We start from the raw sequence: 26670 nt of genomic DNA on the forward strand, positions 1-26670 counted from the left end.
AATTACTTGTTCTCTGTTTCGGTTACTGCTTCAGGCGCCTTCGTCACATAGTTCTCTTTCGTGAACTGTTTACCGCGAGCCACTGCCAAAGCATTTGCCGGAACATTCTTCGTGATCGTTGAGCCGGAGCCAATCACCGCGTCGTTGCCGATTTCAATCGGAGCCACGAATTGCGTATCACTGCCCACGAATACACGATCACCAATTTTGGTCTTATATTTCTTTTTATCTGCAGCGTAGTTGCAAGTTATAGTTCCGCAACCCACGTTCACTTCTTCACCAATTTCCGCATCACCCAAGTAAGTCAAATGACCGGCTTTGGATTTTTTGCCGAATTTAGTTTTCTTCATTTCCACGAAGTTGCCCACATGAGCTTCTTCGCAGATCTCTGTTTCCGGGCGCAAACGAGCATAAGGACCCACAGAAACTTTGTTATGAAGTTTAGAACTTTCCAAATATGTCCCGCCACGTACCTGAACACTGTCACCGATTTCCGTGTCAGAGATAAAGGAGTTGGATTCGATCACACTGAAAGAACCGATCTTTGTACGGCCACGGATGAACACGTTTGGATAAACCACTGTGCCCGCACCGATTTGCACGCTGTCTTCGATGTAGGTCGTGCGTGGATCGATCATCAACACGCCTTCTTCCATCAAGCGCAAAGCTTTTCTTTTAAACAACAAGCGAGTCGCTTTCGCCAACTCCACCTGATTGTTCACGCCCACGGCCACTTTCGGAGTGGATTTGATCGCTTGAACTTTCATTTTGTCTTGAATGCACAAAGAGATCAGATCTGTGATGTAGAATTCTTTTTTAGAATTGTTGTTTTTGATTTGTGGCAAGTATTCAGCCAAAACAGAAGCCTTGGCGATATAAATGCCAGTATTGATCTCGCGGATTTTCAAAGTTTCGGCAGAGGCGTCTTTCGCTTCAACGATAGCAACCAAGTCGCCACGGTTGCGCACGATACGACCAAACTCGCCTGGAACTTTCAACTCAGCCGTTACCACCGCCAAGTCGCATTTTTCATCACGGAAAATGCGCAGAAATTCTTTAACGTCAGAAGCCTCGATCAAAGGATGGTCACCGTTCATGATGACAACATCGCCTTCGATCGTTTCAGGCTTTGCACAACGAACTGCGTGGGCTGTTCCCAACTGCTCGTCTTGAGCGTAGCAAGAGACACCCATCGGCTCGACAACCTGGCGAACCAAGTTCTGGCCATGACCAACGATCACGCGTACTTCCGTCGCGCCCGCCCCTTTAGAGGCTTGAATAACTTTTTCGATCATTGGACGACCCGCCACCGGGTGAAGAACTTTAGGGAGTGGGGATTTCATACGTGTCCCCTTACCAGCAGCGAGGGCAATCACAGTCAACTTGTCGGTAGTATTTGGGGGGGTATTATGAGTGGCATTTCCTGACATTCAGAAACTTCCTTTTAAATGCTTTTCTTCCGTTAAAAAAACAGGCTTAATTATCGCATGCAACACCAAATTTTTCACCAATCTTCTTGGGCAAAGTCTGCATCGGGAAAAAACATAGAGCTGTATAAAAAATCACACAGCTTGAGTGACTTTTCAGAACGCCCCATTCTCTTTGTGGGCGGCGTCCATGGCGACGAACCCGAGGGAGTTCGCCTGGCTCAGGATCTATTGCAATGGCTTCAGGAAAACGAGAAAACCCAAAGTGCGAAAATCCTCCCTTGGATTCTTATTCCCGATATCAATCCCGACGGCTCCTCTCAAAATCAAAGAACCAATGGCAACGGCGTCGACCTGAATCGCAACTTTCCCAGCAGCGATTGGAGCCCTGACGCTAAAGCTCCCAGATACTATCCCGGCCCTTCGCCCGGGAGTGAGCCCGAAGTTCAGGCTTTGGTAAAACTCATTGAGGACGAAAAGCCACATCTCATAGTACACTTCCATTCATGGGAGCCTTGCGTTGTCTATACTGGCGAACCGGGCAAAAAGGCCGCCGAGATTTTGGCAACTGGCACCGGATATGAGCATCGTGAGGATATTGGCTATCCGACTCCGGGAAGCTTGGGTCAGTACGGTTGGATCAATAAAAAAACGCCAGTGGTTTGCATCGAGGAACTGAGCGGAGAAGATCTCAACAAAGTATGGCCTCACTTTAAAACGGGTTTGGAAATGCTCCTAACAGGAAAAGGCGTTTAGATGACTATGATCAAGTCCATCGCATTCGATTTGGATGACACCCTGGTAGACACTTCGGGTCTACTGGTGCCCATGGCATCTCAACGCGCATGCGAGGCAATGATCGCCGCAGGTGTTTGTATTTCTTTGGAAGAGTGCATGCGCATCCGCGAGGAATTGGCTGCCAATCTTTCCCACACCGAAATTTTCACAAAAATCGCCAATCAATACGGCACGAACCAGCCGGGCAAAGCGGTGCATGATGCTTTGGAGATGTTTTACAATCCCGAAGTGCCACCGGTTCTGCCGTTGCTCGCAGGAGCGACTGAAAATCTTTTACACCTGAAAGAACAATACAACCTGTATCTGGTGACGATGGGTTCTTATGAAGCCCAAGTCCGTAAGATCCAAGCCTTGGGTGTCGAAAAGTTTTTTAAAAGGATTTACATCCTGAACGGTTTTATCGGCGAGAAAAAAGAATCGGCTTTTCAAGACATCCTGGCTCGCGAGGGTCACAGTCCTGAAGAACTCATCAGTATCGGCAACCGTCTTTCCAGCGAGATTCGTGATGGAAAACGTGTGGGCGCTAGAACTTGCTACTTTGCGCATGGGGAACACATCGGCGAACAGCCGGTTTTCCCTGAAGACCATCCTGACTTTACCATCACTCAGCACAAGGATCTTATCACAGTATGCGGACTTTAAAGGCGAGCTTCCTGCTGATCGGTCCGTGGGACTCGCGCTTGCAAGAGTTGGGGGCTCACATTGCCACCGACCTGCAACAGGCCTGGCATTGGATTCAAGATTCCACCTATAACGTTGTCGCGGTTTCAGTCACAGTGATCCTGGGCAAACGCTTCAATGAATTTTATCAGGAAATTAAACAGAACAGCCCGGCGACCCAATTCATTGCAGTTGTGCCGCCAGACTTTTCTGCAAATCAACTGAGCCGCTTGCACGAGGAATATTCTTTTATCCGTGTGATGCACAGTTTTAATGACACTGATTTAGAAACTCACTTGTTTACAGCACTTGAAGAAGCCAATCAGCGAAAGCAAGATGAAAACCTGGCGGTGTTGATTCGTGAACAAACAGAAAAATTAAAACGCCTGCAAATTGAATTGGAAGAGCGGGTTCAAAAAAGAACCAAGTTCTTAACCGAAGCACGCCGCAAACTGTATTTGACGAACTCCCGTATCGAGGGATTCAAAGTCGCTTTGATGGCGGTTCATCAGGCAAGCTCCGTGGCCGAGATCGAACAGCTATTGAACGAATCTTTGGCGACCACTGTACAAACTTCGTGGATTCGCATTTTCTTTTCTCCACAGGATGAGCAGTTTTCCAGTCAGGTAACCGCGCAGTTAAGCTTTACGCAATTACAAGTTCCATTATTTAAAATGCACGATCGCATCGGCTCAGTCTTTTTCCTGCGTGCGCCCGATCATCCTTTTAACAAGGAAGAAAGCGATTTCCTGACTCGCGTGGCAGAGGCTGTTGCGCTGGCTTTAGATCGTATTCAGAAATTAAAAGAATCAGAATCGATGAAAGAACAATGGGAAGCGACATTCAATTCGATGTCGGATCCCGTAGTTTTGATTGATCAGAATTACGACATCATTCAATCCAATAAAGCCGCCGAAGAACGCTTGAAAGAGCGGGAACATCCTCAGAACACCCGCAAGTGCTATGCTTTATTGTATAACCGCGAAGAACCCTGCCCGGGTTGCCAGCGCGGTCGCAATTTCCGTATGCGCTCGAATGATCCAGCCCCGCGCAGTTTCGATGTTTTCAGTCAGAGTTTGTTGTTGGACAGCGATAAGCCTGCCGTCTTTGTGAATCTTTATCACGACGTGACTCAACAGATGAAAATGGAAAAACAAATTCTAGAGTCCGCGAAAATGGCCGAGCTTGGAACGATTGGTTCTTCTATTGCGCATGAGCTGAACAATCCGTTGGGGGGAATTTTATCATTCACTCAGCTGATCAAAATGGACATGCCTGGCGATCATCCACTTTATCCAGATATCTTAGAGATGGAAGCTGGCGTTCAACGCTGCAAAGAGATCGTCATAAATCTTTTAGGTTTCACACGCAGTTCAACGTCAGACCAAGAAGGCGACGTCAGCCTGAAAGACGTGTCCCAAAGGGCTTTCAAGATTGTCGAACTACAGACAAAATCCCAAGGCATCGAAGTGCGCTTGCACTTCCCGGCTCAGGATATTTTTGTCAAAGGTCATTTGAATCTGTTGGCCCAAGCTTTGAAAAACGTTTTTCAAAACGCGATCGATCATTTGACAGATCGCAGCCGACAAATCAAAGGATTCCGAGCTTCCCTCGATATTGAAATCGGGTCCAGCGAAAACGTTGCTACTATTTTAATCAAAGACAATGGAACCCCAGAGAAAAATCCAAGTCTTCCCATAGGTTTAGGCGTTCCTGTTGCCGCTCAGATCCTGCGCGATCACGAGGCCGACCTCGAATTTTACACGGGTCCAGGCCAGGAAAACGTGGCAAAAATTTCCTTCAACCGTCTAGTTTTAAGGTCCTGAAACGCCCGCTGGGCGCGGATTTTTTGACAGGCCCGTCAAAAATACCATATCCTTTTATCAAGGCTGACATGCACGTCGGCTGTCTCTCCAAGAACCCACCATGGAAGGAAGGTTCATGCGTTCACAACGTGTTCTCATTCTGGATGACGAATCGTCTCTGCGTACCGCTCTGTTCAGAGTGCTCGACAGAAAAGGTTTGAATGTCATCACTGCCAATAAAATCGAAGAAGCCAAAGCTCTTTCTCAAGGTGACACTCCTATTGATCTGGCTATCGTTGATTTAAATCTCCCGGATGGAGATGGCATCGAGTTCATGACTCATTTAAAAGCCCTGAACCCCGCTTGTGAAGTAATTATCCTGACGGGTCACGCGACTATCGAGTCTGCAATCCGCGCGACACAAAAAGGCGCCTTCCACTTTGTGACCAAGCCTTTCAATCTTGAAGAGCTGATGAGCCTGATCGAAAAAGCGCTGACTCACAAAAAACTTCAGCAAGAAAACCAACAACTTCGTTCCGAATTAAACAAGAAATACAAATTCGATCAAATCGTCGGTTCTTCTGAACCCATTCAAAATGTTTTGCGCTTGATCGAACGTGTTGCTGATTCTGATTCAACAGTCTTGGTTACGGGCGAGTCAGGTACGGGTAAAGAGTTGATCGCACGCGCGATTCACTACAACTCCCCTCGCGCCCAAGGCCCTTTTATTCCAATCAACTGTGGTGCAATTCCTTCGGAACTTTTGGAAAGTGAATTGTTCGGCCACATGAAAGGTGCCTTCACCGGTGCTATCGCCAACCGCATCGGCCGTTTTGAAATGGCTGACGGCGGTACGATCTTCCTGGATGAAATCGGTGATCTGGAGCCGTCTTTGCAAGTGAAACTCTTGCGTGCTCTTCAAGAACGCAGTTTTGAACCGGTGGGTTCGACAAAAACGGTTTCCGTCAATGTTCGAGTGATCGCAGCGACTAATATCCACCTGGAAGAAGCTGTCGAGCAGGGTAATTTCCGTGAGGATCTTTACTATCGACTGAATGTTATTCCTATCCACGTTCCGGCGTTGCGCGAGAGAAAAAGCGACATTCCTTTGTTGTTGAATCACTTCATGGAGATCTTCAATAAAAACAAAGGTCGCGGTTTGACAGGAATTGCTGCCGACGCTTTGGATGCTTTGGGGAATTACCCATGGCCGGGAAATATTCGTGAGCTTGAGAATTTGGTAGAGCGCATGACGATCCTTAAAGGCCAAGGCACAGTTGAAATGAATGACCTTCCGGTGAAATACAAATCCATGAAGCCCGTGGCTTCTTTGGATGCGAGCCAAATGGAAATCCCTGACAGCGGCATGGACTTTAACACGGCGGTAGACAATTTCGAGAACAATCTGATCTTGAAAGCTTTGGAAAAAACCGGCTGGAACCGCAATCAAGCAGCGGCTTTGTTAAGACTGAACCGCACCACACTGGTAGAGAAGATCAAAAAGAAAGGTCTTACTCCTCCGAACGATATCAATCCTTCCAATTTCTAAATCTCTGAATGAGACAAGCAAGCGGCGAAGACACCTTCGCCGCTTTTTTTATAACTAAATTTCCCTGCGAAACCGGACGTTCGACGAGCGATAAAACTTCACTTTCCCTCTTAAAATCCGATCAGAATTTGATGCGATTTTTTTTGATTTCATTCATCATTTCAACGGTCTTGGGACTACTTTCGTGCACCAGCGCGCAACGTACGCCAAGCTCTGTTGTGACGGATGAAGATCGCATCGTACGTATTCAGGAAATCGACTTAGAGCTTTCCCAGTATTGGAACAACGATTGGCGCTACAGCCAAAAACTTTTCCAGGTGGCTCCCTCGAAAGTTATGACTTCCAATGCTCCCCTGTTTGATCTTTCTAAGATTTCTGACCCCAAGGTCCGCTCAGAGATTGTTCGCTTACAGAATGAGCGACAGTCTTTGCGAGACGCTTTGGCATTCAAATTCGAAGCCCGGGATTGGCAGGGTATCGGTCCTTGGTTCCAAAGTACCTTTCGTCGCCCTTTGTTTGCCAAAGAAGAAATCATCAGTATTCGTGATCTGGAAGAATTCCGTTTGAACGGGAAGTCGTCAAATCCATTTCCTTTGGAGCATCGTTTTTTCGCCGAATACTCTCTGCGCTTTAAGAATGAAATGAAAACCGAGAACGGTGTCTTTGCGAAAGACAAAGACGATCGCATCAACAAGCGCTATTTGAAGGCTCGTTTGGAATGTGATGGGGATATCATTGCTCCGGCCAAATACTTTTGGCTGTCCGAAGAGCGCACTCGTATTTACGAGTTCAAATGGTTTTATGCGAACGAGAATACTCAGAATATTTCTGTGAAGTTTTCTTCCAACGTTTCTCAATGTCGATTCAGCTATTTTGATCCGGAAAAGGCTTCCTCCTGGACGAATGGATTTCCGTTGTCCAGTCTGCGTGATGTTTCGCCAGAATGGATGAAGCTGACTCAGCAAATCGATGTGTGCCCACAGATCGCAGGTGGCTTTGGCAAAAATCCTGAAGGATTTTTTTGGATGCAGGATTTTAACTTCGACACTTGCCCTGAAAGTTTTGATTCATACACGAACCTGCGCGATCCGTATGCGGCGATGAACCGTCGGGTGATTTCTTTGACAGGATCTCCGTTGCAACGCCGGGATTTCGATGCCAAGAATCCAATGGCATCTTTGAATTTTGCAAAGGCTCCGCAATTTGATATTTTATGGGTGTCTTCTTTGAACTTCTCGGCTGACTTTTCGGGAATGGTCACAGCCCGTGCGATTCGCTATCACGCGGAAAAAGGCACGCAAGTGCGCATTTTAGTTCCGCAAGTAACGATGACTAAGAAGGATCGCGAGATCGTTTCGTGGTTGATGCGTGACCTTCCGAACGTGAAGGTTCAGTACTATAAATATTCTGTCACTGATGATGGTGATGGAACATGGTTCGATCGTTTGCACCGTGTGAATCACACGAAGCTCTTGTTGGGATATTCTTTCCGTCAGCCATCTGCGAACTTCTTAATTACGGGTGGTCGTAATATTCGCGATTCTTATATTTTCCCAGAAACGCCGTTCTATCGTGCCTATAAGAATTTAAAAAATTATGGCGATGGCGAAGAGCCCTACATTTACTATAACGACTTTGAAGTCGAACTGCGTGGGACTGAAATCGTCAAACACACACTGGCGCAAATGTTGAATTTCTGGAACCGTGAGCCCTCCACTCAACGCTTCCGCTCTACCAACGTGAATATCCCGGTGGTTGGCAGCTCGGATCTGGTGACTCGCTTAAATGCGTTACCGAAATCAAAGCCCTTGGTTCGTCATGTGATGTCACTGCCTTACTTTGATGGTTATCAGCTCGAGCGTTTCTATATCGAGATGATTGATTCTGCTCAAAAGGAATTGCTGTTAACGACGCCGTACTTCCGTCCTTCCGTGGCTATCAGCGCGGCCCTGGATCGCGCTCATGCTCGTGGTGTCGCGGTTAAAGTCGTGACCCGTATTCACTTAGCAGGCGACGGCACTCCGCAAATAGCCGAAGAAGTGAACAAAGAAGGCGTGAACCGCCATCTGAAAAACGTCATGATCTATGAGTGGACTGAATCCAATTCGATCATGCACGCCAAGATCCTGGTCATCGACGGCAAACTAAGCTTTATCAGCAGTGTGAATCTAAATCGCCGCAGCTTCATCCACGACACCGAAAGCGGCGTCTTGATCCTGCACGAACCAACGGCGATGAATCTGCGCAAAGAATTCTTCAGCTACCTAAACCGCAGCCGCCTCATCACAATCGAAGAAAAAATAGGCTGGATCAGTGGCCACCTCATCGACTGGGCCGACTCTTACTTCTAACTCTCCCCCGCCCCCGCCCCTCTCGGGGGTATCGGTCACACACCCACCCCTAACATCCCCCCGGGGGTATCGGTCACACAACACTCTCGCTCCTATCCTGGGGTATCGGTCAGCTCTATCCTCCTCTCCTGCCGGGGGTATCGGTCATGCCCACAACTCCCGTAACTGCTCCTCGGACAATCCCCGCAGTCGCGTTTTAGAATACGGTCGTCCCGCCGCCTCGAGCTCATTCAATTGAATATAATCGCGCACAACTCGATAAGGCTTATAACCTTTGATAACCCGGGAAAATGGACGATGTTTCCAAACTTTCTCGCCCTCATGCTTCTGCGTGAAGGTATCGGTCAAGCACTGAGCAAACTGCCCCGCCACAACCCGCAAGAAACTTTGCATCGCCGATCTGCGACCACCTCGCACCAAAAGATGGATATGATCCGTTTGAATAGAAACCTGCTCAACCCGCACGAAAAACTTCCGCGAATACTTTCTCAACAGTGCCCGCAATAAATTAAAAGTCCGAGGACTGCGAAGTCCGGCACGGACAGCACCTTTATTAACTTTAAAAACCAAATGAATAGGATCGGTTGACGATAACGGTCTCGCTCCCCTGCCTTTCGAGGACTTTCGTAAATTACCACCGTAAGAATACCGATGCCGCCAATGGGTGTTTAACTGGGAAAAAGTTTGCTGCTTCATTCGTAACTCCTCTGGGAAAGTCGGTTGACCGATACCCCGCGAACGAAGAATGGGAGATGCAATTTGAGAGGGAGGGCGAAGTACGAAAGATTTTGAATCAGGGATCAAGCTTGTCCGAACTGAGGATTGAATGACCAAAAAACTGAGATGACCGATACCCCAAACGACCCGGGAGTTGGGTCGCGACAAGGTAAAGGTAAAGGAGAAGGTGAAAGCGGAAAAGAAAGTCCTAGGGAGCTTGGGTGGGTGGACGGAAAAACAAAACCCCAGGGGTGCTGGGGTTTTTTCTCGAAAAACTATTTCGTTTTGAATAAGTGGAGCATTTCGAACATTGCGTCCATCCCTGCCAATGCGGTGATGTCGCCATGATCGAACGGCGGAGAGATCTCCACCACGTCACAACCCACCAAGTTTGGAATTTTGAAGGCGCGGAAGATGCGTTGCACTTCGTACGTCGTCAATCCGCCTGGGACTGGCGTGCCGGTACCTGGAGCACAGCTTGGATCCAGGTTGTCGATGTCGTAACTGATATATGTCGGAGTATCGTCGAACGTCGGCAAAGTTTTTAAAAAGTCGTTGATGTTTTGATTGCGGATTTCGTCGACAGTAATCACGCGAATGCCGTGTTTATTTACGAAATCTAAATCTCCACCTGCGGCCAAAGGACCACGGATTCCGATTTGGACCATTTTCTTGGGATCGACCAATCCCTCTTCCACGGCATGGCGAGCAAAAGCTCCATGATGGTATTCACAACCCCACGCCGCTGGATAAGTATCCAAATGCGCATCAAAATGAATGAACGCCAAAGGCTTGCCGTATTTTTTTCTTAAAGCGCGCAACACCGGAAGCGTAGTCGAGTGATCTCCGCCAACCGAAACAAACCTTTTATTATGCGACAGAATCTCACCCACAAACTTTTCAATGCGCTCGTAAGTTTGACCTTGATCAATAGGAACCGTAGGGCAATCGCCGATATCAGCGACCTTCAATTTTTCAAAGAAATTTTCCATGCGAGTCATGTGAAAACCACGACCCAAAGCAGAAACCTCTCTCACTTTCGTCGGAGCAAAACGAGCACCGGGACGATAGGAAACCCCGCCGTCATAGGGAATACCAAAGATTCCGACTTCATAGTCCGCGTCAATTGCCACATAAGGCAGTCTGAAGAATGTTTTAATCGCAGAAAATCGGGGGAACTCACGTCCGCTCAGAGGTTTGTATTCCATTATTGACTCCTCAATTATCTCCCGACTAGATTACCGCGGATGAGCTCAAAATACGATCAGAAACTCGACTATCAACGCGACCAAAAAAGTTTGATCCAGTGGTACAAAAAGAATCGCCGCAGTCTCCCATGGCGTGAGAGTAAAGATCCCTATCGTATTTGGCTTTCGGAAGTCATGCTCCAACAGACGACAGTCGTTGCAGTCATTCCCTATTTCGAGAAATTTCTTAAAAACTTCCCCACGGTTCAGGACCTGGCCTCAGCTCCAGAGCATGACGTTTTAGAAGCCTGGGCTGGTCTAGGCTACTATTCCCGCGCCCGCAATCTTCATAAGGCGGCAAAAGCTTTGGCCGAAAATGGATTTCCAAAAACGGCCGCAGAACTGTTAGAACTTCCTGGATTTGGTCCCTACACTTCCCGCGCAGTGGCGAGTATCGCCTTTGGCGAAAAAGTAGGTGTTCTGGATGGCAACGTGATCCGCGTTCTTTCACGTCGCTATGGTTTGAAGTTGGAGTGGTGGAATGGAAAAGCCCGCCAACAATTGCAGGATCTTTCTGATATCTTGTCTTCGTTTGGAAATTCTGACTCCGTCAATCAAGGACTCATGGAATTGGGAGCAACGGTTTGCACTCCACAAAAAGTCTTGTGCTTGATGTGTCCTTGGTCCACGGACTGTGTTGCACGCGAAAAAAACATGGTGGACAAATTACCTCTGAAAAAGCCACGTAAGCAGAGTGAAGTCTGGGTCTGGAATCCGATTGTTTCAATCAAGAACAATAAAGTCGCATTGATAGCGAACGACTATGCTCCGTTCCTTAAAGGGCAAATGATATTTCCAGGAACGATTTCTCAAAATGATGACAAGCCCAAAGACTATGATGCTAAACACAACATCACACATCATGATATCTTCATAAAAATCGCTCAAAGAAAGAGCGTGAATGACCGAAACATCCAGTGGGTTGAGTTGAAAAATCTGAAGAAGGTCAATCCCTCCTCACTGTTACAAAAAGTACTTCACAAGGTAGAAATATGAAGCAAACGTGTATGAAGATCTTTATTTTGGGCAGCATCCTAACTGGATGCACACACAGCCCAACGAAAGATCTTTTGACCACGGACTTCCTGCTTCAAAAAGACATCAAGCAAATCACCTTCCAAGGTGATAACGAACGTCCCCGCTTTTCTGCCAATGGCAATCGTCTGATTTACGCCAGCCGTGGTCGCGGCAACCAAAAAAATCTCCAGCTGTATGAAACCGATCTGATTCGCAACAAAGAACGTCGTGTGACATTTCAGGATGGCGATGCTTTCGATGCGAACTATATCAGCGAGATGGAAATGATTTACTCGAGCACAACGGATGAGATTAAAGAGAGTCCGTTCTTGAACAGAAATCCCAGCAAAGAGTTTCCGCCAGCTGATATTTATATGAGCGATCGCTTTGGCTCTGATATTTTACGAGTCACAAATCAACCTGGCTACGATGGCGAGGCGTTCTTGATGCCTCACCCAACCAAGCCTTCGGTGATCTTCACTTCCCGTCGCGGTGACGTGACGGGTATTTATCAGTCCGATTTGAAATCTGGTTTTGTTTCGTTGCTGGCAGCAGAAACGGGAAAAGATCGTCGCTCGCCGACACTTTCTCCCGAGAAATCCCGTGTAGCTTTTATTGAGACAAATTTAGAAACCAAGCAACAAAGTTTGCAATTGGTAGATATTCGCACCAAACAAACGGCGCTTCTAAAATCCGATGAAGGACAGTATCGCGATTTATTCTTTGCTCCGCGCCCGCCGGCACGTTTGTTCTATAGCATTTTAAGAAAAGGCGAGAAAAAGAATCAAATCGAAGTCTACAATTTGGAAACGAAATGCACGCAGGTCGTTTTCAAAGGCACAGACTCTTTGATGTACCCTGCCGTTTCCAATGAATCCAACGAACGTGTGGCATTCACCAGAACCTTCCAGGATAAAAAGCAAATCTACATTGTGGCTTTGCCAGATGATATGGGACCTTGCTTGGTGGACCCTACGGCGACAAAAATTGAAACACCTGCTTCTGCGAATGGAGTAACGGCATCTGAAAGCTCGGCCGCCGCGACTGTAGTTGCACCTGCAGCAGTCAAACCCACTCGTCGTGCGAAACGTCAGCCAATTCCAAAACCAACACCGGTTCAGGAACCTGCAAACCCACTCCCGGAAAGAAAAATAATTCCAGCTCCGGCGGATGGAGTTCCCGCTCCCACAGAAGCCACCACTCCTACGACTTCGAACCCAGCGTTTACAGCCCCTGCTTCATCGCAGTTAGCTGCGCCAGCAACACCTGCAAATGCTACAAAGCCAGTGCAAAATCCGGCAGCTGCGGCGCCGATGACACCTGCAACGAGTCCAGTTCCTGCTGAAACACCCGCAGCTTCGCCTACACCCGTGAAATAAAGACCTTTGCTCTTGCTGGGCTAGATCACCCTTGGTAACCTGAAAGGGTGAGAACGTGGTTAGCTCTTCTTTTATTAAGCCCCCTGACAAGCTTCGCAGCACCTTACCCTGCGACAAGCACTTCTGCGCTGACAGCGCCAGAAAAGGGTCTTTATTTCTTGCACAAGGGCTTCACCGTTAAAACAGATGGCAGCACTTGGACGCCGATTGCGACTTCTGAGGACAGCCTTCTCGACACTGTTCGCTTCGCAGATAAAACAGCACCCGATGCTGCTTCATTAAGTGTGCGCACGGATCGTGTTTCTAAAAACGCTTCTTTGGAACTTTACACTCGCAAATGGATGCGTGATTACCCAAGCTATGGCTTTGAAGTTTTGGCGACGAAACAATTCAATTTGAATGGCAGTCCGGCCTTGATCGTAGACATGCTTTCCAGATCCAAAAACAAACAGATCCGCCAAGTCGTTTTGAAAAACGAAGACAAAGTGGCGATCATGACTTGTTTAGACAACAAAGACACTTTCAGCAAGTCACTGAAAGAGTGCAATCAGATCATCAAGACATTCTCTTGGGTAGTTCCCGAAGAAAAGCCCTCTCTTAAAAAATAATTCTATAAATTTTAGTACAATGAAATTTGCGCAGTACAGAACCGCTGCGGTTCCGCATTGCACAAGTTATCGTTCCTAGTTGTGATCGAACTGCCCGGGACAGTAATCCATCTCGACCGGGCAATACACGCAGTTCAATCCACGAATATCTTTCGTTACGCGGCCTGTGGATTGAATGATCTCGCGGTAAAATCCTTGACCGAAATTCAAAACGTATTTCATATCGCCATCCAAGCCGACAGCGACTTGTTGAAATTCTTCGACACGATTGGAAAGTACCGTGACTCGGTCATTTTCGATCCAATACAAAGCAATGGGTTGGTTCTTCGTTACCGCAAAATGAATCTGGATGGATTTATCGGGAGTACGGCAGCGAACAGCATTGTACTGATCAGAAACTTCAGCTTGAGCTACAGATGATAAAACCAAAGATGCCAGCAAAGAGCAGATAATCGTTTTCATGCTTCGATCAAAACGACAAAACCTCTTTGTGTCAAACAAAGAGGTTTTGATGAAAACGAAAAGTTGGGTTACTCGGCCGATGACGACATACTTCGAAAAGGTACTTCCTTACTTCCGCAGGTAAGTCCGTACCTTTTCACGTAAGGCCGTACCTATTGGAACACTAGGTAAATCTCGGACATGGCTTTTGAACCACCACAATCCAGAGCGTTTACATTGAGCTCGTACTGCTTGCCGACACTGAAATCACTTGTCAGCAACAGAGTACCGATTGTCGCGGTCCCGCCCGACTCGAAAGCTTGCAAGGACACGTCGGCGTTGTTCACTTTGATTTTACCAGTTGTTCCGATGGCAGAGTCACCCGAACCGAATGCGCGGTAATTTGAAATCGGGGCCGTTGATGAAGCCAGACGACTTCCCATCAAGACAAAGTTATCAACCAGAATCGAAGTCAATGCTTGAGATGAACCTGACAACTTCACAGAGCGCTCGCCATTCAAAGTCACTTTATTAGTGAAAGCACCCAAGACATAAGGAGCAGCTACATTCGTCACAGCCAAATTGCTTGGACCACCATTTGCCGAGCTGTGGTCACGAGCCACAACATTCGATAAACGCGATCCCGAAGAAGGGCCCGTCGCAATCTTATCGAACAACTTCGCGTAATAACAAACGCCATCCACCGTACGCTCTGGAATCACCACTGGGAAAGATTTGATTTCCACAAAAGATTTACAAGCGTACACGATACATTTACCACCCGATTTCACTTCATTGCTTCCGCAAGTCACAGAAATCGAAGCCGTTTTACTCACTGAAACTCCGGCAGAGTTCGTACCTTTCACCGTACAAGCCAGATCTTGAGTCACTTTAATCGAAGTCGAAGTTTGTGCCACTGGCAACATACCTGACTGACCATCAGAGCAAGAGTATGCCATCGTGCTGACGTTGATACCTTGGGTGATCAAACCAGCCGTACCATTGATCGCCACTTTTTCACTCGAGAAAGCTGCTGTTAAGTCCGGAGCAGGACAGGCTTTATCCAAACCGATGTAACTGCCTTTTTCAGAATTCACGTAACTTTCTTTGCCACCCAGGCAAACATAGTTGTCGTTCTTATTGTAAATCGCATTCACGGTCACAGATGAAGAAGGACAGCTTTGCGGTTCAGACACCGTGCCATTCGGAACAGACCAAGTGCTTCCCGCTGGTTTACCATTACAATTAGCTGGCAAACATGCGCCTGCCGTAGAAACCAAAGCGCCTTTTTGCGAGTTACCCGTTGGTACCGCATTTCCGTTTGTACAAATCAGTTCAATATTTTTTTGATAGGAATATTTTAGATCTCCCCCAAATTCACAAATGCCGTTTTCGACAATGGCTTCATTAGATGGAACCCACCAAGTCGTACCTTCCGTGCGACCAAAGCAATTTGGAACCGCTTCCTCTTCAGGAGCTGTTTGCGATGACGCTAATTCGGATTTTGTGAATGAGGCATTATTAGGAGCACAGTTTTGAAAGGCAATAACGAGCAGGCCCACGGCCAATATCTTATTAACATGCTTCATTTGGCAGTCCTTGGTTAAAACATTCCCTACTAGACTTTTCGGCAGGTTCCGAATGAAACTTGCGGCTTTTCGCTGGGAAACAAGGACTGATTCAGAATGAGACACCCGCCTCGAACACAAGGCGGGCAGTGATGATCAAAAGATTAACGATTTTTTTGTAACCACTCGGCCATTGGCAAAGCGAAGTATGTAAAGATGATGTCGGCACCCGCTCTGCGGATAGAATAAAGTGTTTCCACCATCGCGCGGGTTTCATCAATCAAGCCTGCTTTTGCGCCGTGCTTGATCAAGCCGTACTCACCACTCACGTTGTAAGCTGCGACCGGAATGGACGTGTGGGCTTTTACTTTTGCGATCACATCCAGATATGACAACGCAGGTTTTACCATCACGATGTCTGCACCCTCGGCCACGTCCAAATCGATTTCGCGAATCGCTTCACGCGTGTTTCTGAAATCCATTTGATAGGTTTTTTTGTCGCCGAATTTAGGAGCCGAATCCAAAGCCTCACGGAATGGACCATAGAAGCTGGAAGCGTATTTTACCGAGTAAGAAAGGATGCCGGTATCGATCAAACCTTCTGTATCCAACGCCTCACGAATCGCACCGACTCTGCCATCCATCATGTCAGATGGTGACACAATATCCGCGCCTGATTTCGCATGCAGCACGCTCATTTTCGCGAGAATCTCTACCGTTTCGTCATTCAAGATGAGACCGTTTTTCACTAAGCCATCATGTCCATCCGAGGAGTAGGGATCGAGTGCGACGTCTGTGATCAGCGTCACATCAGGAAATTTGTCGCGAATTTTCTTCAGGGTTGTGGGCATTAAACCATTCGGATTCAATGACTCCTTCCCGGTTGGATCTTTTTTGGTTTCTGGCAAAGCTGGGAAAAGATCGAAACTTTTCACGCCCAAAGAAACAGCCTTCGCAACCTCATCTAGAATTAAATCAGGGCTCATACGGAAAATGCCCGTCATTGAGGCAATTTCTTGCTTCTGTCCAGTGCCTTCAACCAGGAATAAGGGGAGCACTAATTGCGATGGGCGGAGATCAGTTTCGGCAACCATTTGTCGCACGGCTTCAGTGCGTCTGTTTCTTCTGGGCCTCTGTGTCAACTTCATATAGAACCTCGCTTCGGATGTCAGATGCCGTCTCACTATGGGAAAGCAGCGTTAATGACATTTCAATGACACTTTAATGAAAGTTTAGTGATAAACCTAATAATCAAGATGGAAGATATACTTCTCGTTCACAGAAAATCTAGTAAAAACTTTGCTGAGTCTCTTCAAGATGCAGCTGTTTGGAAGACATGTCTTCGCCAGATTTTATTTTGCCGTGAAGACGAAGTAAATTCAATGCTAGATGTTTTGGAAGCCGACGATCAAATTCTTCGCGGTGAAAAAGCATTCAGTCTTCTTCTTGAAATTCTTTGTGGTCTCCACTCCCCGATCGTGGGTGAAACTGAAGTCTTCGGTCAATTCCGTAACTTCATCGAATCCCGTAAAGCCGCAGGCGACATTTTGTTTGGCGACAACCAGAAATGGCTGAACTTCGTCATGCAAGAAGTGAAACGCACGCGCGCGGAACACTTGGTGGGAATTGGTTCACAAAGTTATGGCAGCCTTCTGCGCCGCTACTCCAAGGATATGGATTCCGTGACTCTTTGCGGATCCGGACAACTGGCGCAAGAAATTCTTCCGTGGCTGGCACACAAAAAATCCGTTCAAGTTCTTTGCCGTGAATGCACAAAGATGCGCAGCTTCGCAGAGAAATACGATAATTTGACTATTTCTAACTACAACGAAGCTTACGTTCATGGAGAGGCGATGGTTATTGCTGCGCCTCTGTCTGATGCACGCATCTTGGAATTGATCAGCAAGCAGGATACCCGTCCTCATGTAATTTACGATCTGCGCGGCGAAGAAAACAATCTTTCAGCAATGATCGCGAGTCAGTTCCCTCACGTGACTCTCATGACCCTTCAACAGTTCTTTGCCGAAATCGAAGAGACCAAAAAGGACCGACAAACAAAGATCGAGCAAATCCGCGAGTTCTTGTTTGAAAAAGCCTTGGCCTTCGCGCAAAGAACGGAGCTTCGTCCACTTGGGTGGGACGATATATGCGCTTAAAGATTTCCGCGAGAAAAAGTGATTTGGCCCGCCTCCAGGCCTATATGGTTGGCGAAATTCTAAAAGAAAAAAATCCGGGACTGGAAATCGAATTCAAGTTCAAAGAATCCCTGGGTGATATCAACCTGACAACTCCGCTGTGGCAAATTCCTGAAAAAGGCGTTTTCACTGAAGACTTCTTTGGCGAGTTGATCAAGGGCGAAACCGATATGGTGGTTCACTCCTGGAAAGATCTTCCAACAGAAACTAAAACAGAGACTGTGATTGCGGCGACACTTCCTCGCGCCGATCAACGTGACTTGTTGTTGGTTAAAAAATCTCACTTCGAAAAACTGCGCACGACAAAAAAAATGAACGTGTTCAGTTCTTCGCCTCGTCGTGAATACAATCTGACAAATTTCTTTAAAGAGCATCTTCCGTTCAATTTGGAATCGGTCAAGTTTGAAAGCGTTCGTGGAAATATCCCGACACGTATCCGCAAACTTTTAGAAGCGACTGAAACAGATGGTTTGATCGTTGCGAAAGCAGCCTTGGACCGTTTGTTGACAGCGAAAGAACCAGAATTCAAAGAAGTTCAGACTTTGCTACGTTCATACCTGGATCAAGTTGAATTTGCAGCTCTTCCTTTGAGCATCAATCCGAATGCCGCAGCTCAAGGTGCATTAGCGGTTGAAATCAAAGCCGACCGTGCTGACTTGAAAGCTTTGCTTGCTAAAATCGACAACCCAACAACATTCCAGTGCGCTCAAAAAGAGCGTGATATCCTGGCGAGCTTTGGCGGCGGTTGCCATCAAAAAATCGGTGTTGCTGTGTTGTCTCGTCCTTACGGCGAAATCACGATCCTAAAAGGTCTGACTGACGGTGGAACTGTTTTGGATAAACGCGAGTTGAAACCTTCTGTGGTTTCTCCGAAATTTGCTGCAGATCAAATGTGGTCTTCCGAGGTTCGCGCGGAAAGAAAAGTATTAAACGACTGGAAGATTCCGTCGGGAACAAACGCTTTGTATGTTTCCCGTTCTGAATCTTGGCCAGAATCATTGAAATTCGATCAATTCATTTGGACGGCCGGAACTCGCACTTGGAAAGCTATGGCTCAAAAAGGTGTTTGGGTGCACGGTTGCTCTGAAGGTTTGGGCGAACAAGAAGAATCCCGCATCGATATTTTAGCGGGCAAATCTTTGTCTTGGGCAAAATTAACTCACGACACAGGTTACGAAGAAGGCGCACGCCAAATGCCATTGGTTGCGACTTACACACTGGGTGAGCAAAACAACGCAACACCTGTGACTGGCAAGGAATGCTTCTTCTGGAGCAGCGGCAGTCAGTTCTTGGATACGGCTAAGAAAAACCCTGAAGTTCTTGGCAAACACCACGCATGTGGTCCTGGCAACACTTTCAAAATCATTCGCCAGTATCTGCAAGAACAAGGCACATTTGAAGAATCAAAATTAAATATCTATTTGGATCAAGAAAACTGGAGACAGCAATGCACAAAGTAACTTCTGAAGAACTATTCCAACGCGCTCTTAAAGTCGCACCAGGCGGAGTTCACTCCCCAGTTCGTTCTTTCAAAGGCTTGGACCGTGCTCCTGTTTTCTTTAAGCAAGCTGAAGGCGCTTTTCTGACTTCTGTTGAAGACAAAAAGTACATCGACTTCTGCCAAAGCTTCGGCCCTTTGATCCTGGGTCACCGTGATGCTGAAGTTGCTGAAGAAGTTCACCGCATGGTGGATACGGCTTGGACTTTCGGCGCCACTGAAATCTATTCTTTGGAACTGGCTGAGTGGATCACTTCAACTTTGCCATTCATGCAAAAACTTCGCTTCGTATCTTCTGGAACTGAAGCGGTCATGTCTGCATTACGTGTAGCGCGTGCAGCAACTGGCCGTAGCAAAATCTTGAAATTCGAAGGTTGCTACCATGGTCACGTTGATAACTTGCTGGTTAAAGCGGGTTCCGGCTTGGCTGGTGCTGCGGCTTCTTCATCTGCAGGTATTTCTGCGGAAGTAGCTGCTACAACTGTCGTTGCTCCGTTGGATGACGAAGCGAAACTGGCTGAAGTCTTTGCGGCTCAAGGTAAAGACATCGCTGCCGTGATCATCGAACCACTTCCAGCGAACTATGGTCTTTTGATCCAACGACAAGAATTCCTTCAAAAAGTCGCTGATCTTTGCAAAAAGAACGGTTCTTTGTTGATCTTTGACGAAGTGATCTCTGGTTTCCGTGTGGGCCTAGCCGGCATGGTTGAAAAAACAGGTATCACTCCAGACCTTGTAACCTACGGTAAAATCATCGGTGGTGGCTTCCCAGTGGGTTGCTATGGTGGTCGCGCGGAACTTATGAACATGGTTGCTCCAAGCGGCGATGTTTACCAAGCAGGAACTTTGTCAGCGAATCCCATCGGTATGCGCGCGGGTCTTGTGACTCTTAAAAAGATGCAAAGACTTGATGGCTGGAATGTTCTTGAAAAACGCACTCAAAAATTCGTTCAAGCTTTGCGTGATGGTTTTTCCAAAAAAGGTTTGCCGTTGAAAGTTGAACAGCACTCCTCGTTGTTCTGGATCCACGGCGACACTAGCGGCAAACCAATCCGTACCATCGAACAAATCCCAGCGAACCAAGGTGCGACCTTCAAAGGTTTGTTCCTGAAAGCTTTGGACAAAGGTGTCTACCTGGCACCAAATGCTTACGAAGTAGGTTTCGTTTCTATGGCTCACACAGATGAATTGTTGGCAGAAGCTGCAAACATCATCGTAAATTCTGCGGAGTAATCGAAAATGAAGAACTTCCTCAAATCACATTTGAAAACGGTGCTCGCGATCATCTGGTTCGCGTTCACGTTTGCACTTGTGGCTTGGTGGTGGGTATTCTTTTTGATGGAGTTGGAAGGTGCTCGCCAACATCGCATGATCGCCTGGGAAGGTTCGATTCTTTTGGGGTCCATCTTAATTGGTGGTATTTCGCTAATTGTTTTCACCTTCCGCGATAAACAACGCCACGATCGGTTGCGTTTCTTTTTCTCGACTTTCAGTCATGATATCAAAACTTCAATTGCCCGTTTAAGACTGCAGGCTGAAGTTTTGGAGGAAGACTTGCAAGGTAACAGCCCGCCTGTGATGAAACGCCTGATCGCAGATATCCAAAGACTGGATCTGCAACTTGAAAATTCTCTGTTGCTGGCCAATCTTGAAGTAAGTCCTCTTCTGCACGAAGAAATGTCGTTGAGCCAATTGATGGCAAACCTTCGCAGCGAATTCGCAGATCTTTCCGTTGAGCTTGAGCGTGATGCCAAAATTTCTGGCGACCGCCGAGCTTTGATGAGTGTCGTTCGAAATCTTCTGCAAAATTCTGTTCTGCATGGCAAAGCCACAACTGTTCGCATTCGCGTGCGCGCCTTAAACAGCAACCGACTTGAAGTGATCTTTGAAGACGATGGCTTGGGCTTTAAAGGTGAAACGAACAAATTGGGCTCTGAACTGCTAAATTCTAAAGACTCCCGCGGTAACGGCATAGGACTTTTGATTACAAAACGTCTGATGGAAAAAATGCGTGGAGACATTAAGTTCGAATCCTCTGAAAATGCTGGCTTCAAATCAATCCTCCATACGGAGGGTCATCTATGATGAGAAAGATCCTTCTGGTCGAAGATGATTTGTCATTGGGTGAAACCCTGACGGAACGCCTGCGCAAGGACTATGAAGTTTCTTGGGGCAAAAGCGTTGCCGAAGCCTGGGCGTTGTTTAGTAAAAACAAGGACTTTGATTTAGTGATTTTGGATGTGGGACTTCCTGACGGCACGGGCTTTGAGCTCGCAGCTAAAATGAAAAAGCTTTCCCCGGTTCTATTTTTATTCCTGACAGCTCAAGCAGATGCGGAATCTCGTCTGCAAGGCTTTGAATTAGGTGCTTCTGAATACATCCCTAAACCTTTCCATCTGAAAGAGCTGTTAATCCGCGTAAAAAACGTTTTGGATTCCCATGCTCCCCTGAAGGAAGTCCAACTGACTTCCTGCGTGATTAATTTCACCAACATGTCTGTGCGTAAGAACTCGGGTCAAATCGAGTATCCTGCTGTGACTGACATGAAGATCTTGCAGTTATTAATTGATAAAGCACCCCGCGTTTTAAGTCGTGATGAAATCATGAACGAAATCTGGGGGGTTGATAAAAATCCAAGCCACCGTACGATTGATAATATCATCGTTCGTCTGCGCCATCTATTGGGCGAAGACGGAGAAGCACACATTCGTTCTGTGCGCGGCATCGGCTACCAATGGTCCACGGAGGAAACACCCGCATGAACACTCTTTTTCACAACGCTCTTCAAAGAAAAGCACAAAAAGTTCCTCCTATCTGGTTCATGCGTCAGGCCGGGCGCTATCACCAGCATTATCAAGGCATGAGAAAGAAAAATTCTTTTGAAGAGCTTTGCAAAACTCCTGAACTGGCGGCCGAAGTGGCTCGCGGTCCTGTGGCTGAATTTGATTTTGACGTCTCCATCCTCTTCTCTGATATCTTGTTCCCGTTGGAAGCTTTGGGTATGGGATTGAAATATACGGACGCTCACGGTCCACAATTGGGATTTAAGCTAAATCCTGAAACGATCGGTCAGTTGGGTGAAGTAGCTCCGGCGATTGAATTTATGAAGTTCCAAAAAGAAGCAGTGATCGCAACTCGCGAAGTCTTGCCTCGCGACAAAAGCTTGATCGGTTTCGTCGGTGGGCCTTGGACATTATTCGTATACGGTGTCGAAGGTTCCCATGCGGGTTCTTTGATTCAATCCAAAGTATTGATCAATATGTTCCCCAAATTCTTGGAAAAGATGCTTCCACTTTTGAAAGCGAACATCCAACTGCAACTGGATGGTGGTGTTGAGCTGGTGATGATCTTTGATACAGCGGCTGGTGAAGTCTCCCCGTTGTTCTTTAAAGAATGGATTCAGCCTGTGATCTCGGTTCTGGCAAAAGAATTCCCTGGGAAAATTGGTTACTATTCAAAAGGCACTCAGCCGGCATTCTTTAATAAAGAATTCACAGAGCTTCCATGGGCGGGCCAAGGTTTCGATCACCGTTGCTACATCCCTGATTGCTTTAAAGTTCAAAACAAAGGCTTCGTCCAAGGGAACTTCGATCAAAGCTTGTTGTTCATGGAAGACGGTGATTTCAAAAAAGCTGTCGCAAACTTCCTGGCACCAATGAAGGACATGTCTCCTGAGGCGCGTGCAGGTTGGGTTTGCGGCTTGGGTCACGGTGTCCTTCCGAAAACTCCAGAAAAGAACGTCAAACTCTTCATCGAGACAGTCCGTGAGGTGCTTTCATGATGATTAAAAATCTACTAGCAAAATACGACGTCCCAGCTCCCCGCTATACGTCTTACCCGACAGTTCCTTACTGGGAAACGAATCCCACGCGCGAGCAATGGGTTTCCCATTTAAACACGACATTGAAAAAAGGCGATGGCGGCTGGTCTTTGTACATCCACATTCCTTTCTGTGAAACGCTTTGTACTTTCTGTGGTTGTAACAACATCATCACGAAAAGCCACACGAAAGAATCTCCTTACGTGGATATGCTTTTGAAAGAATGGCACCTTTATACTCAACAAGTTCCAGAGCTTTTGAAATCTCCTTTGAAACACATCCACTTGGGCGGCGGAACTCCGACTTTCCTTTCCTCTGAGTCTTTGCTTCGTCTTCTGACTCCGATCGTGAATGACTGCACCCTGGATAAAGAACACTTTGAAGGTTCTATCGAAGTCGATCCACGTCGTACGACGGCTGAACAATTAAAGGCTTTACGTACGCTGGGCTTTAACCGCGTGAGTATGGGTGTTCAAGACTTCAACCCCGAAGTGCAGCGCCTGGTAAACCGTATCCAACCTTTGGAAATCACAGCCAACCTTTCAGACGAAGCCCGCAAACTGGGTTATACATCTGTGAACTTTGACTTGATCTATGGTTTGGCAAAACAAACAGCTGAATCTATCCGCGAAACGGCCGAAGCGACTGTGAAGTTGCGCCCGGATCGCATTGCTCTTTATAGCTTTGCTTTGGTTCCTTGGATCAAACCAGCACAACGTCTTTTCAAAGACGAAGATCTTCCTAAGGCTGCTGAAAAACGTGAGCTTTATGAAATCGCTCGTGGCATTCTGATCAAAGCTGGTTATGTGGAAGTGGGCATGGATCACTTTGCTTTGCCGACGGATAACTTGAGCATCGCGATGGATGAAAAGCGTCTGCATCGTAACTTTATGGGTTATACAGATCAAAGAACCGATGTTCTTTTGGGCTTGGGAGTTTCCTCGATTTCTGAAACTCCATTCAGCTTCCATCAAAATGAAAAAGTTCTGCCTTTGTACGAACAGGCTTTGAACGAAGGTGTTTTGCCTACTATGCGTGGCCACATCCTGACAGAAGAAGATCAAGTTCGTCGTCGTCAGATTTTGAAACTGATGACAGAGTTCGAAGTGGAATTCTTAAGCGCTGAGCAAGAGCAAGGCGCGAAAGAATTCTTGGCCGAAATGATCAACGATAAGCTTTTGGTCATCCAAGACCACAAACTGGTTGTTCTGGAAGCGGGTCGCCCGTTCCTGCGCAACGCCTGCGTGTACTTCGACGAACGCTTAAAAAGCAAACAACCTCAAACTAAGATCTTCTCTCAATCTATATGAAGAAGGTCACGGTGGTCGGAGCCGGTTTTGCGGGATTAACCATCGCGCTAAAGCTGGCCCAAAAAGGATTCACGGTTGAAATTCACGAAAAGTCCTCTCGTGTGGGTGGGCTTTTGGGAACTGATTATTCCGAACATGGAATGGCGGAGCGTGCTGCCAATTCTTTGATCCTTTCAAACCGCTCTGAAAAATTATTTCAAGAAATCGGTCTTGAGCCGGCCTTGCCCTTGGAGTCTTCTAAGAAAAGATTTATTTTCCGCGGCTTTCCCAAGGCTGTGCCATTGAATCCTTTTGAAATTCTGGCGGTGGCTTTTAAAGTCGTCCCGCGAGTGCTTTTTGCGAAAGCGAGTTTGAAACCCAAAGCTTTTGAAACTTTAGAAGCTTGGGGACTTCGACGTTTGGGCAAAGCGGCGACTCGTTTTCTGTTGGGACCTGCCATACAGGGAATTTATGCCAACGAACCTCAAGATCTAAGTGCATCACTAATTATAGGGCCGTTATTCAATAAAGACCGGGAAAAATTCCGCGGCATGATGACCGGCGCAAATGGCATGCAGGATTTAGTCAATCATCTGCAACAAGCTTTAGAAAAGTTGGGCGTAAAAATTCATTTAAACTCCTCTGTTGATATTGCTAGCCTTCAAGGCCCTGTGGTTTTGGCGACTTCAGCATCGGCTGCGACGGAGCTTTTAAGATCTTATGCACCTGCAGTTTCAGCGCTGATAGCACGTGTGCACATGTCGTCCTTGATCAGCACAACAGTCTTCTTTGACAAGGCGCAGACGAAATACAAAGGCTTCGGCTGTCTGATTCCTCGCGGTTTGAACCTGCGCACTTTAGGCGTGTTAATGCCGCCTTATATTTTTGCAGGCCGAGACAAAACTTATAATGAAACGTGGATCATGGGTGGCAATAACAATCAGGACTTAATAAACCTGACTGATAAAGAATTGCTGAACTTGATTGGGACAGAAAGAAAGCGCCTGTTCAAACGCCAAGATGGCATCCTGGATGCCAAGATCAACCGTTGGGATCGTGCTTTACCGATGTACGATCTGGAGCTTGAAAAGGTTCAAAATGAATTGGCGCAAATTACGCTCCCAGCAGGTCTTTTCCTGCACGGGAATTATCTTTCTGGTATTGGTTTAAGTAAAATTCTGGAGCGCAGTGAACGCCTCAGCGAAAAGATTGTGAGTCAACATGGCTAAAACGGGTGTTTTACTTTTAAATATTGGCAGCCCACGCACTTACGAAGTTCCTGATGTTAAAAGATACTTGAAGCACTTCCTGATGGATAAGGAAGTGATCAATCTGCCGTTTATTTTCCGTTGGCCATTAGTGAATCTTTTAATTGTTCCTAAGCGTGGTCCGATTTCTGCTGGAAACTATAAAAAGATCTGGTTGGAAAACGGCTCTCCCTTAACGGTGTATACGAATCAATTCGCTGAAAAACTGCAAAAGGATTTGGGTGATAAATATCTGGTGAAAGTGGGAATGCGCTATAGTGATCCAGATATTCCCTCTGCCCTAAAAGCTTTTGCCGATGCCGGAGTTGAAAATGTTTTGTTGGCGCCTATGTATCCCCAATACGCAGACGCAACGACGGGATCCTCGCTTCGTGAAGTTCAGCGCCAAATCAGAAAACTGAAACTGAATTTCAAAGTTAAAAGCATCCGCGATTTCTATCAACACTCGTCCTTTGTGGATCCCAGCGTGGAAATCGCGCAAGAGTTCCTCAAGGGAAAAGACGTCACTCACTACCTATTCTCTTTCCACGGACTTCCTGAAAGCCACGTGAAAGTAAATGCGGGATGCTTGGTCACTCCGGATTGCTGCATAAAACCTGGAGCGTGTGATAAGCCTTGCTACCGTGCCCAGTGTTTAGCAACGGCAACCTCAATGGCCACGAAGATGGGACTTTCCAAAGATCAATGGAGCCTGTCTTATCAATCACGCCTCGGCCGAGCGGAATGGCTGAAACCTTCGACAGAAGAAACCATCGCAAAACTTGCTGATAAAAAAAGCATCGCCGTTTTGTGCCCTTCCTTCGTTGCTGATTGCATCGAAACTTTGGAAGAAATCGGTATCGGTGGAGAGGAAACTTTCCATCATGCTGGTGGGAAGGACTATCACTTGGTACCTTGCGTGAACGTGAATCCAAACTGGGTCTCTAAGTTTGCACGCTTCGTAGAATCTCAAGGTTGATACATTACTCTATTTTGACCCGCTGCAGTTTGCTATCCAACAACTCCTGAACAAAAATTGGGGTCCTAATTATTC

Annotated in this window: 23 protein-coding genes; 17 read left to right on the forward strand and 6 right to left on the reverse strand. The window is 46.9% G+C overall.

Features of this window, described 5'->3' with window-relative positions; translation table 11 throughout:
* Nucleotides 1–2: 2 nt before the first annotated feature.
* The gene (gene glmU, locus DOM22_RS17535; protein ID WP_142701613.1) at nucleotides 3–1430 is read right to left on the reverse strand and encodes a bifunctional UDP-N-acetylglucosamine diphosphorylase/glucosamine-1-phosphate N-acetyltransferase GlmU; all 1428 of its coding nucleotides are present in this window, start codon (nucleotides 1428–1430) and stop codon (nucleotides 3–5) included.
* 57 nt (nucleotides 1431–1487) lie between these two features.
* On the opposite strand from glmU, the gene DOM22_RS17540 reads away from it, so the two are divergent.
* The 5 genes from DOM22_RS17540 (at nucleotide 1488) to DOM22_RS17560 (ending at nucleotide 8590) form a co-directional block, all read left to right on the forward strand.
* Nucleotides 1488–2183: a DUF2817 domain-containing protein gene (locus DOM22_RS17540; RefSeq protein WP_142701614.1), complete on the forward strand. Its 696-nt coding sequence runs from the start codon at nucleotides 1488–1490 to the stop codon at nucleotides 2181–2183.
* Nucleotides 2184–2867 carry an HAD hydrolase-like protein gene (locus DOM22_RS17545; RefSeq protein WP_142701615.1) on the forward strand — a complete coding sequence of 228 codons (684 nt, stop codon included), beginning with the start codon at nucleotides 2184–2186 and terminating at the stop codon, nucleotides 2865–2867. It begins immediately after the preceding gene.
* On the forward strand, nucleotides 2855–4711 hold the full coding sequence (locus DOM22_RS17550; protein WP_168196690.1) for a histidine kinase dimerization/phospho-acceptor domain-containing protein: 1857 nt from the start codon (nucleotides 2855–2857) through the stop codon (nucleotides 4709–4711). The genes DOM22_RS17545 and DOM22_RS17550 overlap by 13 nt, the downstream gene beginning before the upstream one ends.
* Nucleotides 4712–4826: 115 nt before the next feature.
* A complete protein-coding gene (locus DOM22_RS17555; protein WP_142701616.1) occupies nucleotides 4827–6239 on the forward strand; it encodes a sigma-54 dependent transcriptional regulator in 1413 nt (470 codons plus the stop codon).
* 143 nt (nucleotides 6240–6382) lie between these two features.
* The gene (locus DOM22_RS17560) at nucleotides 6383–8590 is read left to right on the forward strand and encodes a phosphatidylserine/phosphatidylglycerophosphate/cardiolipin synthase family protein (protein WP_246845736.1); all 2208 of its coding nucleotides are present in this window, start codon (nucleotides 6383–6385) and stop codon (nucleotides 8588–8590) included.
* A gap of 144 nt (nucleotides 8591–8734) precedes the next feature.
* Here the strand turns inward: DOM22_RS17560 and DOM22_RS17565 are convergent, their stop codons facing one another.
* Together DOM22_RS17565 and speB are read right to left on the reverse strand one after the other, a co-directional pair.
* Nucleotides 8735–9286, reverse strand: coding sequence for a transposase (locus DOM22_RS17565; RefSeq protein ID WP_142701617.1), 552 nt, complete (start codon nucleotides 9284–9286; stop codon nucleotides 8735–8737).
* Between the two features lie 296 nt (nucleotides 9287–9582).
* Nucleotides 9583–10515 carry an agmatinase gene (gene speB, locus DOM22_RS17570; RefSeq protein WP_142701618.1) on the reverse strand — a complete coding sequence of 311 codons (933 nt, stop codon included), beginning with the start codon at nucleotides 10513–10515 and terminating at the stop codon, nucleotides 9583–9585.
* Between the two features lie 39 nt (nucleotides 10516–10554).
* On the opposite strand from speB, the gene DOM22_RS17575 reads away from it, so the two are divergent.
* From DOM22_RS17575 to DOM22_RS17585, 3 genes are read left to right on the forward strand one after another with little or no spacing between them, the layout of a single operon-like run.
* Nucleotides 10555–11550: an A/G-specific adenine glycosylase gene (locus DOM22_RS17575; protein ID WP_142701619.1), complete on the forward strand. Its 996-nt coding sequence runs from the start codon at nucleotides 10555–10557 to the stop codon at nucleotides 11548–11550.
* Nucleotides 11551–11561: 11 nt separating this feature from the next.
* Entirely contained in the window at nucleotides 11562–12950 is a 1389-nt protein-coding gene (locus DOM22_RS17580) for a hypothetical protein (RefSeq protein WP_246845737.1), read from the forward strand.
* 47 nt (nucleotides 12951–12997) lie between these two features.
* A complete protein-coding gene (locus DOM22_RS17585; RefSeq protein ID WP_168196691.1) occupies nucleotides 12998–13558 on the forward strand; it encodes a hypothetical protein in 561 nt (186 codons plus the stop codon).
* 75 nt (nucleotides 13559–13633) lie between these two features.
* Here DOM22_RS17585 and DOM22_RS17590 read toward each other — a convergent pair whose 3' ends face one another.
* The 3 genes from DOM22_RS17590 to hemB all read right to left on the reverse strand — a co-directional run bounded on the left by DOM22_RS17590 (nucleotide 13634) and on the right by hemB (nucleotide 16715).
* The gene (locus DOM22_RS17590) at nucleotides 13634–14020 is read right to left on the reverse strand and encodes a hypothetical protein (protein WP_142701621.1); all 387 of its coding nucleotides are present in this window, start codon (nucleotides 14018–14020) and stop codon (nucleotides 13634–13636) included.
* Nucleotides 14021–14172: 152 nt separating this feature from the next.
* Nucleotides 14173–15588: a hypothetical protein gene (locus tag DOM22_RS17595; protein ID WP_142701622.1), complete on the reverse strand. Its 1416-nt coding sequence runs from the start codon at nucleotides 15586–15588 to the stop codon at nucleotides 14173–14175.
* Between the two features lie 143 nt (nucleotides 15589–15731).
* Entirely contained in the window at nucleotides 15732–16715 is a 984-nt protein-coding gene (hemB, locus tag DOM22_RS17600; protein WP_142701623.1) for a porphobilinogen synthase, read from the reverse strand.
* 108 nt (nucleotides 16716–16823) lie between these two features.
* Between hemB and DOM22_RS17605 the strand changes: the two genes are divergently transcribed.
* The 9 genes from DOM22_RS17605 to hemH are packed head-to-tail and all read left to right on the forward strand — an operon-like array spanning nucleotide 16824 to nucleotide 26595.
* Nucleotides 16824–17723 (forward strand): hypothetical protein, encoded by a 900-nt coding sequence (locus DOM22_RS17605; RefSeq protein ID WP_142701624.1) that lies wholly within the window; start codon nucleotides 16824–16826, stop codon nucleotides 17721–17723.
* Complete coding sequence (gene hemC / locus DOM22_RS17610) at nucleotides 17714–19222, forward strand: hydroxymethylbilane synthase (protein ID WP_142701625.1); 1509 nt, start codon at nucleotides 17714–17716, stop codon at nucleotides 19220–19222. Before DOM22_RS17605 ends, hemC begins: the two co-directional genes overlap by 10 nt.
* Nucleotides 19210–20493 carry a glutamate-1-semialdehyde 2,1-aminomutase gene (locus DOM22_RS17615; RefSeq protein ID WP_142701626.1) on the forward strand — a complete coding sequence of 428 codons (1284 nt, stop codon included), beginning with the start codon at nucleotides 19210–19212 and terminating at the stop codon, nucleotides 20491–20493. The genes hemC and DOM22_RS17615 overlap by 13 nt, the downstream gene beginning before the upstream one ends.
* Nucleotides 20494–20499: 6 nt before the next feature.
* A complete protein-coding gene (locus DOM22_RS17620; protein WP_142701627.1) occupies nucleotides 20500–21345 on the forward strand; it encodes a HAMP domain-containing sensor histidine kinase in 846 nt (281 codons plus the stop codon).
* The gene (locus DOM22_RS17625) at nucleotides 21342–22022 is read left to right on the forward strand and encodes a response regulator transcription factor (RefSeq protein WP_246845738.1); all 681 of its coding nucleotides are present in this window, start codon (nucleotides 21342–21344) and stop codon (nucleotides 22020–22022) included. Before DOM22_RS17620 ends, DOM22_RS17625 begins: the two co-directional genes overlap by 4 nt.
* The gene (locus DOM22_RS17630) at nucleotides 22019–23041 is read left to right on the forward strand and encodes a uroporphyrinogen decarboxylase family protein (RefSeq protein WP_142701628.1); all 1023 of its coding nucleotides are present in this window, start codon (nucleotides 22019–22021) and stop codon (nucleotides 23039–23041) included. The genes DOM22_RS17625 and DOM22_RS17630 overlap by 4 nt, the downstream gene beginning before the upstream one ends.
* Nucleotides 23041–24390: an oxygen-independent coproporphyrinogen III oxidase gene (gene hemN, locus DOM22_RS17635; RefSeq protein ID WP_142702298.1), complete on the forward strand. Its 1350-nt coding sequence runs from the start codon at nucleotides 23041–23043 to the stop codon at nucleotides 24388–24390. The genes DOM22_RS17630 and hemN overlap by 1 nt, the downstream gene beginning before the upstream one ends.
* Complete coding sequence (locus tag DOM22_RS17640; protein WP_142701629.1) at nucleotides 24387–25598, forward strand: NAD(P)/FAD-dependent oxidoreductase; 1212 nt, start codon at nucleotides 24387–24389, stop codon at nucleotides 25596–25598. Before hemN ends, DOM22_RS17640 begins: the two co-directional genes overlap by 4 nt.
* Nucleotides 25591–26595, forward strand: a complete 1005-nt coding sequence (gene hemH / locus DOM22_RS17645) for a ferrochelatase (protein WP_142701630.1) — start codon at nucleotides 25591–25593, stop codon at nucleotides 26593–26595. Before DOM22_RS17640 ends, hemH begins: the two co-directional genes overlap by 8 nt.
* Nucleotides 26596–26670 lie beyond the last annotated feature (75 nt).

It is taken from the genome of Bdellovibrio sp. ZAP7, from assembly GCF_006874645.1.
GTDB lineage: Bacteria > Bdellovibrionota > Bdellovibrionia > Bdellovibrionales > Bdellovibrionaceae > Bdellovibrio.

What these genes read in the sequence shown, in the direction of transcription:
- glmU (WP_142701613.1), bottom strand. Translation starts at nt 1,430, where the DNA reads ATGTCAGGAAATGCCACTCATAATACCCCCCCAAATACTACCGACAAG.
- DOM22_RS17540 (WP_142701614.1), top strand. Translation starts at nt 1,488, where the DNA reads ATGCAACACCAAATTTTTCACCAATCTTCTTGGGCAAAGTCTGCATCG.
- DOM22_RS17545 (WP_142701615.1), top strand. Translation starts at nt 2,184, where the DNA reads ATGACTATGATCAAGTCCATCGCATTCGATTTGGATGACACCCTGGTA.
- DOM22_RS17550 (WP_168196690.1), top strand. Translation starts at nt 2,855, where the DNA reads ATGCGGACTTTAAAGGCGAGCTTCCTGCTGATCGGTCCGTGGGACTCG.
- DOM22_RS17555 (WP_142701616.1), top strand. Translation starts at nt 4,827, where the DNA reads ATGCGTTCACAACGTGTTCTCATTCTGGATGACGAATCGTCTCTGCGT.
- DOM22_RS17565 (WP_142701617.1), bottom strand. Translation starts at nt 9,286, where the DNA reads ATGAAGCAGCAAACTTTTTCCCAGTTAAACACCCATTGGCGGCATCGG.
- speB (WP_142701618.1), bottom strand. Translation starts at nt 10,515, where the DNA reads ATGGAATACAAACCTCTGAGCGGACGTGAGTTCCCCCGATTTTCTGCG.
- DOM22_RS17575 (WP_142701619.1), top strand. Translation starts at nt 10,555, where the DNA reads ATGAGCTCAAAATACGATCAGAAACTCGACTATCAACGCGACCAAAAA.
- DOM22_RS17580 (WP_246845737.1), top strand. Translation starts at nt 11,562, where the DNA reads ATGAAGATCTTTATTTTGGGCAGCATCCTAACTGGATGCACACACAGC.
- DOM22_RS17590 (WP_142701621.1), bottom strand. Translation starts at nt 14,020, where the DNA reads ATGAAAACGATTATCTGCTCTTTGCTGGCATCTTTGGTTTTATCATCT.
- DOM22_RS17595 (WP_142701622.1), bottom strand. Translation starts at nt 15,588, where the DNA reads ATGAAGCATGTTAATAAGATATTGGCCGTGGGCCTGCTCGTTATTGCC.
- hemB (WP_142701623.1), bottom strand. Translation starts at nt 16,715, where the DNA reads ATGAAGTTGACACAGAGGCCCAGAAGAAACAGACGCACTGAAGCCGTG.
- DOM22_RS17605 (WP_142701624.1), top strand. Translation starts at nt 16,824, where the DNA reads ATGGAAGATATACTTCTCGTTCACAGAAAATCTAGTAAAAACTTTGCT.
- hemC (WP_142701625.1), top strand. Translation starts at nt 17,714, where the DNA reads ATGCGCTTAAAGATTTCCGCGAGAAAAAGTGATTTGGCCCGCCTCCAG.
- DOM22_RS17615 (WP_142701626.1), top strand. Translation starts at nt 19,210, where the DNA reads ATGCACAAAGTAACTTCTGAAGAACTATTCCAACGCGCTCTTAAAGTC.
- DOM22_RS17620 (WP_142701627.1), top strand. Translation starts at nt 20,500, where the DNA reads ATGAAGAACTTCCTCAAATCACATTTGAAAACGGTGCTCGCGATCATC.
- DOM22_RS17625 (WP_246845738.1), top strand. Translation starts at nt 21,342, where the DNA reads ATGATGAGAAAGATCCTTCTGGTCGAAGATGATTTGTCATTGGGTGAA.
- DOM22_RS17630 (WP_142701628.1), top strand. Translation starts at nt 22,019, where the DNA reads ATGAACACTCTTTTTCACAACGCTCTTCAAAGAAAAGCACAAAAAGTT.
- hemN (WP_142702298.1), top strand. Translation starts at nt 23,041, where the DNA reads ATGATTAAAAATCTACTAGCAAAATACGACGTCCCAGCTCCCCGCTAT.
- DOM22_RS17640 (WP_142701629.1), top strand. Translation starts at nt 24,387, where the DNA reads ATGAAGAAGGTCACGGTGGTCGGAGCCGGTTTTGCGGGATTAACCATC.
- hemH (WP_142701630.1), top strand. Translation starts at nt 25,591, where the DNA reads ATGGCTAAAACGGGTGTTTTACTTTTAAATATTGGCAGCCCACGCACT.